This is a genomic window from Janthinobacterium sp. KBS0711 (genome assembly GCF_000988085.1).
Lineage (GTDB): Bacteria > Pseudomonadota > Gammaproteobacteria > Burkholderiales > Burkholderiaceae_D > Janthinobacterium > Janthinobacterium lividum_E.
The window spans coordinates 21,239-34,703 of record NZ_LBCO01000018.1 but is presented as its reverse complement, the minus strand read 5'-3'; the positions used below and the strand labels follow the sequence as shown (position 1 = coordinate 34,703).

General features: G+C 61.7%; 12 protein-coding genes. 10 read left to right on the top strand and 2 right to left on the bottom strand.

Annotated elements, in window-relative coordinates; all coding sequences use genetic code 11:
• Nucleotides 1–36 precede the first annotated feature (36 nt).
• The 3 genes from ftsA (at nucleotide 37) to VM94_RS09885 (ending at nucleotide 3,432) form a co-directional block, all read left to right on the top strand.
• Complete coding sequence (gene ftsA, locus VM94_RS09895) at nucleotides 37–1,269, top strand: cell division protein FtsA (protein ID WP_010394955.1); 1,233 nt, start codon at nucleotides 37–39, stop codon at nucleotides 1,267–1,269.
• A 154-nt stretch (nucleotides 1,270–1,423) separates the two neighbouring features.
• Nucleotides 1,424–2,632, top strand: a complete 1,209-nt coding sequence (gene ftsZ / locus VM94_RS09890; RefSeq protein WP_034784974.1) for a cell division protein FtsZ — start codon at nucleotides 1,424–1,426, stop codon at nucleotides 2,630–2,632.
• 293 nt (nucleotides 2,633–2,925) lie between these two features.
• Nucleotides 2,926–3,432 (top strand): peroxiredoxin, encoded by a 507-nt coding sequence (locus VM94_RS09885; RefSeq protein WP_046683350.1) that lies wholly within the window; start codon nucleotides 2,926–2,928, stop codon nucleotides 3,430–3,432.
• Between the two features lie 181 nt (nucleotides 3,433–3,613).
• Here the strand turns inward: VM94_RS09885 and VM94_RS09880 are convergent, their stop codons facing one another.
• The gene (locus VM94_RS09880) at nucleotides 3,614–4,381 is read right to left on the bottom strand and encodes a class I SAM-dependent methyltransferase (protein ID WP_046683512.1); all 768 of its coding nucleotides are present in this window, start codon (nucleotides 4,379–4,381) and stop codon (nucleotides 3,614–3,616) included.
• A gap of 104 nt (nucleotides 4,382–4,485) precedes the next feature.
• Between VM94_RS09880 and VM94_RS09875 the strand changes: the two genes are divergently transcribed.
• From VM94_RS09875 to lpxC, 3 genes are all read left to right on the top strand, one after another.
• A complete protein-coding gene (locus VM94_RS09875) occupies nucleotides 4,486–5,256 on the top strand; it encodes a helix-turn-helix transcriptional regulator (RefSeq protein ID WP_046683349.1) in 771 nt (256 codons plus the stop codon).
• A gap of 165 nt (nucleotides 5,257–5,421) precedes the next feature.
• Complete coding sequence (locus VM94_RS09870) at nucleotides 5,422–6,264, top strand: DMT family transporter (RefSeq protein WP_046683511.1); 843 nt, start codon at nucleotides 5,422–5,424, stop codon at nucleotides 6,262–6,264.
• Nucleotides 6,265–6,339: 75 nt separating this feature from the next.
• Nucleotides 6,340–7,275: a UDP-3-O-acyl-N-acetylglucosamine deacetylase gene (lpxC, locus tag VM94_RS09865; protein ID WP_046683348.1), complete on the top strand. Its 936-nt coding sequence runs from the start codon at nucleotides 6,340–6,342 to the stop codon at nucleotides 7,273–7,275.
• A 129-nt stretch (nucleotides 7,276–7,404) separates the two neighbouring features.
• Here lpxC and VM94_RS09860 read toward each other — a convergent pair whose 3' ends face one another.
• Nucleotides 7,405–7,914: a DciA family protein gene (locus VM94_RS09860; RefSeq protein ID WP_046683347.1), complete on the bottom strand. Its 510-nt coding sequence runs from the start codon at nucleotides 7,912–7,914 to the stop codon at nucleotides 7,405–7,407.
• 279 nt (nucleotides 7,915–8,193) lie between these two features.
• Here VM94_RS09860 and secA point away from each other — a divergent pair, with 279 nt between their 5' ends.
• The 4 genes from secA to VM94_RS28950 all read left to right on the top strand — a co-directional run.
• Nucleotides 8,194–10,962, top strand: coding sequence for a preprotein translocase subunit SecA (gene secA / locus VM94_RS09855; protein ID WP_046683346.1), 2,769 nt, complete (start codon nucleotides 8,194–8,196; stop codon nucleotides 10,960–10,962).
• Between the two features lie 154 nt (nucleotides 10,963–11,116).
• Nucleotides 11,117–12,355, top strand: coding sequence for a bifunctional glutamate N-acetyltransferase/amino-acid acetyltransferase ArgJ (argJ, locus tag VM94_RS09850; RefSeq protein WP_046683345.1), 1,239 nt, complete (start codon nucleotides 11,117–11,119; stop codon nucleotides 12,353–12,355).
• On the top strand, nucleotides 12,352–13,233 hold the full coding sequence (locus VM94_RS09845; protein WP_046683344.1) for an ATP-binding protein: 882 nt from the start codon (nucleotides 12,352–12,354) through the stop codon (nucleotides 13,231–13,233). Before argJ ends, VM94_RS09845 begins: the two co-directional genes overlap by 4 nt.
• On the top strand, nucleotides 13,230–13,465 hold a 236-nt coding region (locus tag VM94_RS28950), incomplete at its 3' end, for an NUDIX domain-containing protein (protein WP_046683537.1). The genes VM94_RS09845 and VM94_RS28950, both read left to right, overlap by 4 nt.

Below are 13,465 nucleotides of genomic sequence, written 5' to 3'. Positions count from 1 at the left end.
CAATTAATTAATAGCCCAAAAAACTAGGCGAAAGAAATGACAAAAGACGCGAAAAACCTGATCGTCGGCCTCGACATCGGCACCTCGAAAGTGGTGGCGGTGGTAGCCGAAGTGATGTCCGACGGGCGCCACGAAGTGATCGGGCTGGGCCAGCACGAATCGAAGGGCCTGAAAAAAGGCGTGGTGGTCAATATCGAGGCGACGGTGGAGTCCATCCAGCGCGCGCTGGAAGAGGCCGAGCTGATGGCCGACTGCAAGATCCGCAATGTGTACGCGGGCATTGCGGGCAGCCATATCCGCAGCTTCAATTCCAGCGGCATGGTGGCCATCAAGGACAAGGAAGTGACGGCGACCGACGTGGCGCGCGTCATCGAGACGGCAAAAGCGGTTAACATTCCGACCGATCAGCAATTGCTGCACACGGTGCCGCAAGAGTTCATCGTCGACAGCCAGGAAGATGTGCGCGAGCCTATCGGCATGAGCGGCATCCGCCTGGAGGTGAAGGTGCATATCGTCACCGGCGCCGTGTCGGCGGTGCAGAACATCGTCAAGTGCGTGCGCCGCTGCGGCCTGGAAGTGTCGGACCTGATCCTGCAGCCGATGGCGTCCGCCGATGCGGTGCTCACGCCCGACGAGAAGGAGCTGGGCGTGGTGCTGATCGACATCGGCGGCGGCACGACCGATGTGGCGGTATTCTCCGATGGCGCGATCCGCCATACGGCAGTCATTCCCATCGCCGGCGACCAGATCACCAACGACATCGCCATGGCCTTGCGTACCCCGACCGCGGAAGCGGAAGAAATCAAGATCCGCTATGGCGTGGCCAAGCAGGTCCTGGCCGACCCCGGCGAATCGCTGGAAGTGCCTGGCCTGGGCGACCGCGGACCGCGCAACCTGTCACGCCAGGCGCTGGCGGCCGTGATCGAACCGCGCGTCGAAGAGCTGTTCGCCATGGTGCACCAGGTGGTGCGCGAATCCGGTTATGAAGGCGTGCTGTCGTCGGGCATCGTGCTCACGGGCGGCACGTCCATCATGCCCGGCATGGTGGAAATGGCGGAAGACATTTTCCTGAAACCGGCGCGCCTTGGCACGCCGGAGTATCGGGGCCAGCTGGCCGACGTGGTGCGCAGTCCGCGCTATGCCACGGTATTGGGCCTGCTGCTGGAAGCGAAGAAGCAATACCTGCGCGGCCACATCGTGACGCGTCAGGACGGCTCGGTGAAGGCAGTCTGGCAGCGCATGAAGGAATGGTTTTTAGGGAATTTTTAAGGGCATGATTTGCGCCCGGCAGTACAGGTTTTTTGGCAGCATCGCAGGTACACACACATAACTTTATTTTATATTTAACCGCAGTTTTCAATCTCCAGTTCTCCTACCAATATGAGGCCTGGCGCTTGGAAACCGCATCTGATAGGAGCACATCATGGAGTTCGATATGGTCGATAACACAGCTTTAGGTACCGTCATCAAGGTCGTCGGCGTCGGCGGTGCGGGTGGCAATGCAGTCCAACACATGATCAACAAAGGCATGTCGGGCGTGGAATTCATTGCCGCCAACACCGACGCACAGGCCCTGTCGACATCGAAGGCCCACAACATCATCCAGATCGGCGATACCGGTCTGGGCGCCGGCATGAAGCCTGCCGTCGGCCGCCAGCTGGCCGAGGAATCGCGCGCGCGCATCGCCGATTCGCTGCGCGGCGCGCACATGGTCTTCATCGCTGCCGGCATGGGCGGCGGCACGGGCACGGGCGCCGCTCCCATCGTGGCTGAAGTGGCCAAGGAACTGGGCGCGCTGACGGTGGCCGTGGTCTCCAAGCCGTTCTCGTACGAAGGCCAGAAGTGCATGGACATCGCCGACGAAGGCCTGGAGCAGCTGTCCCTGCACGTCGATTCGCTGATCATCATCCTCAACGAAAAGCTGGAAGAGATCTACGAAGACGAAAGCATGCTGGAATGGATGCAGCACGCCGACGATGTGCTCAACAACGCGGTGGCCGGCATTGCCGAGATCATCAACGTGCCTGGCCATATTAACGTCGACTTCAACGACGTGAAAACCATCATGGGCGAGCAGGGCAAGGCCATGATGGGTACGGCGACGGCTTCCGGCGTCGACCGCGCGCGTATCGCCGCCGAACAGGCTGTCGCTTCGCCGCTGCTCGATGGCATCGATCTGTCGGGCGCGCGCGGCGTGCTGGTCAACGTCACGGCCAGCCGTGGCTTGAAAGGTAAAGAGATCAAGGAAGTCATGGCTGCCGTGCGCGCGTTTGCCGCGCCGGACGCGTCGATCGCGCAGGGTATCGCCTACGACGACGCCATGGGCGACGACATCCGCGTCACCGTGGTGGCCACGGGCCTGGGCCGCGCCAAGAAAAACATCCAGCTGGTACCGCAGCAAGTGCTGCGCACCGGTACCCACAACAGCCCGCTGACCCCGTCGGCTGCCATGGGTAGCGCGCAAGCGGCGACGACGACGGTTGGCGTGGCCACGCCGGCGGCCGGTTTCGACGGCATGAAGGCACCGGCAGTATGGCGCCGTGAATCGGCTTCCGAGCAAGTGCGCGCGATGGAAAAGAATGGCATGGAGACCTACGACATTCCAGCCTTCCTGCGCAAGCAAGCCGATTAAGCGCAGTGAAAAAAGCCCATGGCGGCGTTGCATAGCCTTGCCGTACATTCGTACTGTCTTCGGCCATGCGCCTTGCCCTGAGCATTTTTCATGCGCTTCAATATGGAAAAGGTGATCTGATGTATGCAACGATGACGGCGGCCTGAGGGCCGCCGTTTTTTTTGGCGGTTTTTGACTTTTGACTTTGCCTTTCCGGCCATTTTCTGCACAAATACGGCAAGTCAGGCATACTATCGCGCAGTGTCGGCATCATGCCGGCAGCATCCTCAACCGACAGTACACAAGGAGTCAACATGACCATCAAGATCGGCGACACCCTGCCAGAAGGCACCCTGGCCGAATTCATCGAAAGCGAAACCGAAGGTTGCGCACTGGGCCCGAACACGTTCAACGTGCAAGACCTGGTCAAGGGCAAGAGGATCGCCATCTTCGGCCTGCCAGGCGCCTACACCCCGACCTGCTCCGCACAGCACGTGCCAGGCTACGTGCAGCACGCTGCCGACCTGAAAGCCAAGGGCGTCGATGAAATCTGGTGCATCTCCGTCAACGACGCGTTCGTGATGGGCGCCTGGGGCCGCGATCAGAAAGCCACGGGCGTCGTGCGCATGATGGCTGACGGCAATGCCGCCTACAGCAAGGCACTGGGCCTGGACGCCGATTTCTCCAAGCACGGCATGGGCACGCGTTCGCAGCGCTACTCGATGCTGGTCGACAATGGCGTCGTGACGCAATTGAACATCGAGCAAGGCGGCAAGTTTGAAGTGTCGAATGCCGAGACGCTGCTGGGCCAGCTGGCTTAAGCGGAGTGCAGGCTGGGTAGGCCTGTGTCGGTCGGCGTAGGTCGTCTTAGCGCAGCGTAAGCCGACGTGCTGAGTTATCATCACGTTTGCTCTGGCATTGTTGGATTACGCGCCTTGCGCTAATCCAACCTACCCAACCTACGCATAAATCAAAACGGCGCCATCGGCGCCGTTTTGACGTTTACTGTACCGACGGTTTCGTTGCCTCGAACATGGCCGCATCGATGCTGAACGAATAATCGTCCTGCAGCGCGAAATATCTTCTCGCTTCCTCGGGCGCGCCATCGAACAGGTTGCGGATGGCCGCCACGCGCTCGTTCGGCGTGCGCATGCGCGCCACCCACTCGTCGAACTGCATCGTCAGTTTCCACACGCTGCGCAAGCTGTGCGTGAATCCCGCATTGTTGAATTTGGCGCCCCATTCGCAGGTGCGGTAGTCGCGCACGTGGGAAGCGTCGCGCAGCATTTCCACCGCCTGCAAGGTGCTGTCGTACAGGGCGGTTTTCGGCGCGACGATGTCGATCACGAGCAAGGTGCCGTTCGGGCGCAGCACGCGCCACGCTTCTGCCAGTGCAGCGGCCACGTCGTTCCAGTGGTGCGCGGAAAAGCGCGTGACGACCATGTCGAAGCTGGCGTCGGCAAATGGCAGGCGCGCCACGTCGCCCTGTTGCGTGCTGATGTTGTGCAAGCCGCGCTGTGCCTTCGCGTGGTCCACCACGTCGAGCATGGGCTGCGCCAGGTCGTAGGCGACCACCGATTGCGCCACGGGAGCGACGGCGAAGCTGGCGTGGCCGGCGCCGCAGCCCAGGTCCAGGACGACGGGCTTGCCGTGGCGGCGCGCGCATTCCTGCATCAGCACCAGGTCCGCGCCTTGCGCGTGTACGGCGCTGCTCAGGTAGGCATTGGCCGTCTTGCCAAACTGTTCGGTAACGACATCGTGCTGCTGCATGGTTTTCTCCTGTTGATGGGTGAGTTCCTGCAGAATAAGGATAAAATTATCCTGTAACAAGACCATAACTTATACTGGTATATCCACTACCATGCATCCGTGCCATGTCGAACAAGCTTGCTGAATTCATCCGTGCCCGGCGCGAAGCCGTCACCCCCGCCATGGCTGGCTTGCCCGGTGGCGGGCGGCGGCGCACGCCGGGCTTGCGGCGCGAAGAACTGGCGCAGCTGTGCGACGTCAGTCCCACCTGGCTGACGTGGCTGGAGCAGGGTAGGCCCGTATCGGCGTCGGCCAAGATGCTCGCGCGCCTGGCGCAGGTGCTGCAGCTGAGCACGGCCGAGCGCGCTTATCTGTTCGAGGTGGCCGACAAGCATGACCCCAGCCACGCGACAGGCGAGGGCGGGGGGCCTGCTAGCGCCGAACTGGCCGCCATCGTGTCCGCCATCGATGCGCCGGCGTACGTCCTCGATCGCGCATGGAATGCCGTGGCGTGGAACGGCGCGGCGTCCACCTTGTTTGCGGGCTGGCTGCAGGCCGGGGAGGGCGCACCGAACCAGCTGCGCTTCATGTTCCTGGAACCGGGCGCGCGCGACCTCGTCGTCGGCTGGCCCGAGCGGGCGCAGCGGCTGGTGGCGGAATTCCGCGCCGATATCGGCCGGCAGGCGGACCAGGCGCCGCTGGCCGGCCTGATCGCGGAACTTACTGGCGCCAGCCTTGAATTTCGCCAGTGGTGGGGCGCGCAGCAGGTGCAGGGCCGCGATGGGGGCTTGCGCCAGTTCCAGCATGCGCAACAGGGGCTGCTGGTATTTAATCAGGTGACCTTGCACCTGGCGCGCCAGCATGAGTTGAAACTGGTGATGCTGTTGCCTGTGTAGTTGCCCCTTTGAAAATGTAAAACGGCCGCGCTTGCTATAATCGGCTTGATGGTTTGGCCTTGCCACACTGTCCTGGCTCCGGCCGTCGCCATGATGACGGCCCCGCTCTTTCGCCAGGAGTCTGTCCTGCTACCCCGCAATCCCAACCTGCGCAGCATCTATGTGATGCTGGTCGCCGTCGCCATGTTTTCCCTGATGGACACGGCCATGAAGTTGCTGTCCGCCCATTATCCGCCCATGCAGGTGACGGCCTTGCGCGCCCTGTCGTCCTTGCCGCTCGTGTGCCTGTACCTGCTGTACCGCGGCGCCTTCAAGAACTTGCTGAAGGTGCGCTGGCCCCTGCACGTGCTGCGCGGCGCCCTGGGCGTGATGATGATCACTCTGTTCGCGTATGGCTTGAAGCGCATGTCGCTGGCCGAGGCGTATTCGCTGTTCTTCGTCGCGCCCTTGCTGATCACGATCCTGTCGGTGTTTATCCTGAAGGAAAGAGTCGACTTGGCGCGCTGGTGCGCCATCGCCGTGGGACTGCTGGGCGTGCTGGTGGCGCTGCGCCCCGACGGCTCGGGCTTCTTTTCCCTGGCCGGGCTGGCCGTGCTGGGCTCGGCCGCCTGCTATGCCATTTCCGCCGTCACGGGCCGTATCCTGAGCCGCACGGATGCCAGCGAAAGCATGGTCTTCTGGCTGATGGTGATGATGGCCGGCGGCGGCGTGGCCCTGTCGGCGCATGAGTGGGTGAGCATCCGCAGCGAAGACTGGTGGCTGCTGGCGGGCTTGTCGCTGAGTGGTTTCCTGGGCCAGCTGGCCATCACGGAAGCGTTTCGCCATGGCAAGGCCTCCAGCGTGGCGCCGTTCGAATACTCGGCCCTGGCCTGGGGCATGGCCCTGGACTGGATGCTGTGGCGCGCCCTGCCCGACGAATACACCTTGATCGGCGCGGCCATCATCATCGGCAGCGGCATCTACTTGGTGCGCCGCGAAGCCGTGCATGTGGAAAGCGAACATCCGTGAGGAACGGTTGTGGTATTTCTGGCGTGATCCATGCCGCACCGCAACGAAAATCCGGCAAATAGATATAATCGACAGATGTTAAAACAACGCACCATCAAACAACAGGTCCGCACCATCGGTGTCGGTTTGCATTCCGGCACCAAGGTCGAGCTGATCCTGCGTCCTGCCGCGATTGACACGGGCATCGTGTTTCGCCGCATCGACCTCGACCCCATCGTCGAGTTCCCCGCCAGCGCCATGGCCGTGGGCGACACGCGCATGGCTTCCGTGCTGATCAAGGATGGCGCCAGGGTGTCCACCGTGGAACATCTGATGTCGGCGGCGGCGGGCCTGGGGATCGACAATATGTATATCGACGTGAATGCGGAAGAAATTCCCATCATGGACGGTTCCGCCTCGTCCTTCGTCTACCTGCTGCAGCAAGCCGGCGTGGAAGAGCAGCAGGCGGCGAAGAAATTCATCAAGGTCGTCAAGCCCGTGGAAGTGCGTCACGGCAAGGGTGACGCGGAGAAATGGGCGCGCCTGTCGCCGTATGACGGCTTCAAGCTTGATTTCTTCATCGAATTCAACCACCCGGCCGTCGATGGCACGATGCAGCGCGCCTCCGTCGATTTTGGCGACGTGTCGTATGTGCACGACGTGGCGCGCGCGCGCACCTTCGGTTTCATGCAGGACGTGGAAAGCTTGCGCGGCATGGGCCTGGCCCGCGGCGGTTCGCTGGAAAACGCCATCGTCATGGACGAGTACCGCATCCTCAACGCGGACGGCTTGCGCTATGAAGACGAGTTCGTGCGCCACAAGATCCTCGACGCCATCGGCGACCTGTACCTGGTCGGCCACCCCTTGCTCGCCTACTACACGGCGCACAAGTCCGGCCATGCGCTGAACAACCAGCTGCTGCTGGCGCTGCTGGAGCAGCCCGATGCGTATGAAATCGTCTCGTTCGCCACGAACGAGGCGGCGCCGCAATCCTACCTGCGCCAGATGGAGCGCGAGTGGTCGCTGACGTAGGTCGGATTAGCGGGGCGACGCCCCGCGTAATCCGACAACCATGTTGGCACTGATCGTGGTGTTGTCGGATTACGGCCCGAAGGGCCTAATCCGACCTACGCGATATGCGTTAATTTAGCGCCGTTATTCTCAGTCCCGCGGTTCGCGGTGGTGGCGCACCATATTGCGCAGCGCCGCGATCAATTGCTCGTTCTGCTTCGACGCGGGCAGGGCCGTGCTCAGCTCTTCCAGGGCCGACATGGCTTTTTCCGGCAAGACCAGTGCCCGCGTATGCACGATGGGTGCGATGCTCTTGATGACTTGCACTTTCAGCTTGATGCCTGAAATCTGCCAGCCCTTTCTTTCCAGTTCCCCTTGCAACTTCGGCAATTGCTGCTTGAGCTTGGCCGCCAGCGCCGCGTTCGGCGTGGCCAGCACCAGTTGCCCGCCCTCAAATTGCAGGATGTCGCAATGCTCGAACATGGCCGGCAAGGCCCTGGCGCAATCTTTTTGCAGGGCGGCCAGGCGCGTGACGGTGGGCATCAGGGAGGCCATCGTCGCGTTGCCGCGCAGAAAGTCGGTTGCGCCCGTCGCGGCCGGGCCTGAACGGGCGAAGCCGTAGCCGCGGCGCGGCGCCGGAGAATAAGTGGGAGTTCGCATGGCCGAAACATAGCACACTCGCCCGCGCATGACGAGTGCGGCGGCGGGGGCGGCGCAGGCGGGCAGGCCGTATTGCCTTACAGTATGGAAAATGTCCGCAATTTCTGCCATTTGTTTGTCATTAAGCTATTGTTATATGGCGCATTACCCCAACCATGTCGGGAACGCATGATAAAATCATCGTCTTTTGCCATAGTCGAACTCCGTGCGGTGACGCGATACCTACCTCGTTGTTCCCTACCGAGCTTTTTTTAACGGCGTTTTTTCAAGAATTCAAGCATGTCATTACTGACCCAGATTTTCGGTAGCCGCAACCAGCGGCTGCTCAAGCAATACCAAAAAACGGTACGCGAGATCAATGCGCTCGAGCCGGCCATCGAAAAGCTGTCGGATGCCGAGCTGCAAGCGAAAACGCCTGCCTTCAAGGAACGCATCGCCGCTGGCGAATCGCTCGATGCCTTGTTGCCGGAAGCATTTGCCGTCTGCCGCGAGGCCAGCAAGCGCGTCCTGCGCATGCGCCATTTCGATGTGCAGATGATCGGCGGCATGGTCTTGCATTTCGGTAAGATCGCGGAGATGGGCACGGGCGAGGGCAAGACCCTGATGGCAACCTTGCCAGCCTACCTGAACGCCCTGTCGGGTAAGGGCGTGCATATCGTCACCGTCAATGATTACCTGGCGCAGCGCGATGCCGAGACCATGGGCCGCCTGTATGCATGGCTGGGCTTGTCGACGGGCGTGAACATGTCGCAGATGGAGCACAGCGCCAAGCAGCAGGCGTACAACTCCGACATCACCTATGGCACCAACAATGAATTCGGTTTCGATTTCTTGCGCGACAATATGGTCTACGAAGCGCGCGAACGCGTGCAGCGCAGCCTGAACTTCGGCATCGTCGATGAAGTCGACTCGATTCTGATCGATGAAGCGCGTACGCCGTTGATCATTTCGGGCCAGGCCGAGAACCACACGGACCTGTATCACAAGATCAATGAAGTGCCTGCGCGCCTGACCTTGCAGATCGGCGAAGAAACGCCGGACGGCAAGGGCAAGGTTGACGTGCCGGGCGACTACACCAAGGATGAAAAAGCGCACCAGGTGCTGCTGACGGAAGCCGGCCACGAAAAGGCCGAAGGCATCCTGATGGAGATGGGCCTGCTGCCGGAAGGCGCGTCGCTGTATGATTCGGCCAACATCACCCTCGTGCACCACCTGTATGCGGCTCTGCGCGCGCATGCGCTGTACTTCAAGGATCAGCACTACGTGGTGCAGAACAATGAAGTGGTGATCGTCGATGAATTCACGGGCCGTCTGATGACGGGCCGCCGCTGGTCCGATGGCTTGCACCAGGCCGTCGAAGCGAAAGAAGGCGTCAAGATCCAGAACGAGAACCAGACCCTGGCCTCGATCACTTTCCAGAACTACTTCCGCATGTACGCCAAGCTGGCTGGCATGACCGGTACGGCCGATACCGAAGCGTACGAATTCCAGGAAATCTACGGCCTGGAAACGGTCGTGATCCCGCAAAACCGTCCGCTGCAGCGCAAGGACCGTCAGGATCAGGTCTACAAATCGTCGGCTGAAAAATACAACGCGATGTTGAACGACATCCGCGACTGCTACGAGCGCGGCCAGCCCGTGCTGGTCGGCACGACCTCGATCGAGAACTCGGAACTGCTGTCGGGCATCCTGACCAAGGCCGGTTTGCCGCACAATGTGCTGAACGCGAAGCAGCATGCGCGCGAAGCGGAAATCATCGCCCAGGCAGGCCGTCCGAAAGCCATCACCATCGCCACCAACATGGCCGGTCGCGGTACGGACATCGTGTTGGGCGGTAACGTCGAGAACCAGATCAAGTTCATCGAAGCCAATGCTGAACTGAGCGACGCCGACAAGGCAGCCCAGTCGCAGACCTTGCGCGATGAATGGCAATCCCTGCACGACCACGTGGTCAATGCGGGCGGCTTGCACATCATCGGCACCGAACGCCACGAATCGCGCCGCGTCGACAATCAACTGCGTGGCCGTGCCGGCCGCCAGGGCGATCCGGGTTCGTCGCGCTTCTACCTGTCGCTCGACGACGCGCTGCTGCGCATCTTCGCCGGCGACCGCGTGCGCGCCGTGATGGACCGTCTGAAAATGCCGGAAGGCGAACCGATCGAGGCAGGCATCGTCTCGCGTTCGATCGAATCGGCCCAGCGCAAGGTCGAAGCGCGCAACTTCGACATCCGCAAGCAATTGCTGGAATACGATGACGTCGCCAACGACCAGCGTAAAGTGATCTACCAGCAGCGTAACGAGCTGCTGGAAACGACCGATATCTCGGAAATGATCGGCTCGCTGCGCCATGGCGTGTTCACCGACCTGGTGCACGAGTACGTGCCGCACGAATCGGTGGAAGAGCAGTGGGATATCAAAGGTCTGGAAAACACCCTGGCCAGCGAATGGCAGCTCGACTTGCCGCTGCAGCAATTGCTGGAAGCTGATTCGACCCTGACGGACGACGAGATCCTGGAAAAAGTGCTGGCTGCGGCCGATGCCGTGTACCAGTCGAAGATCGATATCGTCGGCAAGGAATCGTTTGGCGGCTTCGAACGCAATGTCATGCTGCAAAGCGTGGACAGCCACTGGCGTGAACACCTGGCGGCACTCGATCACCTGCGCCAGGGTATTCACCTGCGTGGTTATGCGCAGAAGAACCCGAAACAGGAATACAAGCGCGAAGCGTTTGAACTGTTTGGCCAGATGCTCGACATGATCAAGAACGACGTCACGAAACACGTGATGACGGTGCGTATCCAGTCGCGCGAAGAAGTCGATGCGGCCGAACAGGCGATGCAGCAGTCGCACGTGGAAAACGTGCACTACCAGCACGCCGAATTCGACCCGAACGCGGCGCCGGAAGAACTGCTGGCGCCTGTGGCCGGCGGCAACATGGACAACGTCGACGACATGAGCGTGAGCATGGGCGTCAAGGTGGGTCGCAACGATCCGTGCCCTTGCGGCAGCGGTAAAAAATACAAAGCTTGCCACGGCAAGCTGGCATAAGGCGGTTTGACAGCCTGAGCAAAAACGGAGACCGCGGTCTCCGTTTTTTTATGCCTTTTCAATTTGCGGGCGCGCATGTGTAGGCACGCATGTTCACCGGCGCCGCGAAGGCGCTACAATAGCGCTTCCATTTTCCCTCGCAGAAGAACTCACCATGGCCGTCAATTCTCCCAAGCCCGTCGCCGCCGACTTGAAAGCCGTCGCCGGCATTGAAATCGGTGTTGCCGAAGCCGGCATCAAGAAACCCAACCGCAAGGATTTGCTGGTATTGAAACTGGCGCCGACGGCCACCGTGGCCGGCGTGTTCACCCTGAACCGCTTTTGCGCCGCGCCCGTGCAAATTTCGAAAGCCAACCTGGCCGCAGTGACGGCTGGCGCCGCGCCGATCCGCGCGCTGCTGGTCAACACGGGCAACGCGAATGCGGGCACGGGCGAATCGGGCCTGGCCGACGCGCAGGCCAGCTGCGCCGCGCTGGCCGAGCTGCTGGGCTGCACGCCGCAGCAAATCCTGCCGTTTTCCACCGGCGTGATCCTCGAACCCTTGCCCGTGCAGCGCCTGGTCGCCGGCCTGCCGCAAGCCGTGGCCGCGCTGACATCGGACAACTGGTTCTCGGCCGCCGAAGCCATCATGACCACCGATACGCAGCCGAAAGCCGGCTCGCGCACGGTCACCATCGGTGGCCACGCGGTCACCCTGACGGGCATCAGCAAGGGCGCCGGCATGATCAAGCCGAACATGGCCACCATGCTCGGTTTCCTCGCGTTCGACGCCACCGTGGCGCAACCGGTGCTGGACCAGCTGGTGAAACAGGCGGCCGACAAATCGTTCAACTGCATCACCATCGACGGCGACACGTCCACCAATGACTCGTTCATGCTGGTGGCCACGGGCGCCGGCAGCCTGGTGATCGATTCGATCGACTCGCCGCACTATGCGGCACTGGCCGCCGCCGTCACCGAACTGTCGACCTTCCTGGCACAAGCCATCGTGCGCGACGGCGAAGGCGCGACCAAGTTCATGACGGTGACCGTGGAAGACGGCCGCAACGTGGAAGAGTGCCGCAAGATCGCCTATTCCATCGCCCATTCGCCGCTGGTGAAGACGGCCTTCTTCGCGTCCGATCCGAACCTGGGCCGCATCCTGGCCGCCATCGGCTACGCGGGCGTGGACGACCTGGACGTGGGCCAGCTGAACCTGTACCTGGACGACGTGTGGGTGGCCAAGAATGGCGGCCGCAACCCCGACTATCAGGAGCAGGATGGCCAGCGCGTGATGCAGCAAAGCGAAATCACCATCCGCGTCAAGCTGGCGCGCGGCGATGCCATGGCCACCCTGTGGACGTGCGACCTGTCGCATGACTACGTGTCGATCAACGCCGACTACCGCTCATGACCGGCCTCGATCAATTCCTGATCCGCGCCGAGCGGGTGCTGGCGCGCCTCGAGTCGATCTTGCCGCCGGCCTTGCCGGCAACCGACTGGAACAGCTTTGCCTTCCGCTGGCGCCGGCGCCAGGGCGCGCTTCCTTACCTGCAGGCCGTGGCTCACGTGTCGAACATCGCGTTGGACGACTTGCACAATATCGGCACGCAAAAAGCGCAGATCGAGCAGAACACGCGCCAGTTCGTCAGTAGCCGTCCGGCCAACAACGTGCTGCTGACGGGCGCGCGCGGCACGGGCAAGTCTTCCCTGATCAAGGCATGCCTGAACCAGTTTGCCGATCAAGGCATGCGCCTGATCGAAGTGGACAAGGCCGATCTGGCGGACTTGCCCGACATCGTCGACCTGGTGGCGGCGCGTCCCGAGCGCTTCATCATCTTTTGCGATGACTTGTCGTTTGAAGAGGGCGAAAGCGGCTACAAGGCGCTGAAAGTGGCGCTCGACGGCAGCATCGCCGCGCAATCGGACAATGTGCTGATCTACGCCACGTCGAACCGCCGTCACCTGATGCCGGAACGGATGTCGGACAACAGCAGCTACAAGACGGACGATGATGGCGATCTGCATCCGGGTGAGACGGTGGAAGAGAAAATCTCGCTGTCCGAGCGCTTCGGCCTGTGGCTGTCGTTCTACCCGTTCAAGCAGGACGATTACCTCGATATCGCGGCGCACTGGCTCGCTTCGTTCGGCTGCACCCAGGAACAGATCGCGGCAGCGCGCGGTGACGCCTTGCGCTGGGCCTTGCAGCGCGGTTCCCGTTCGGGCCGTGTCGCCTGGCAATTCGCGCGCGACTATGCGGGGAAACTTCCTGCGGGAAAGCTGCCGCAATGAGCGAAGTGAAAGTGAAACCGGTCGATGTCGCCGTCGGCATCCTGATGAAGCCGAATGGCGACGTGCTGCTGGGCCAGCGCCCGGCCGGCAAGCCGTATGACGGCTATTGGGAATTTCCTGGCGGTAAAGTCGAACCGGGCGAAGCCATACTCGACGCCTTGAAACGCGAGTTTGTCGAGGAGCTGGGCTTGCATATCGACAGTGCCGAAGCCTGGTGCGGCGTCGAATATGT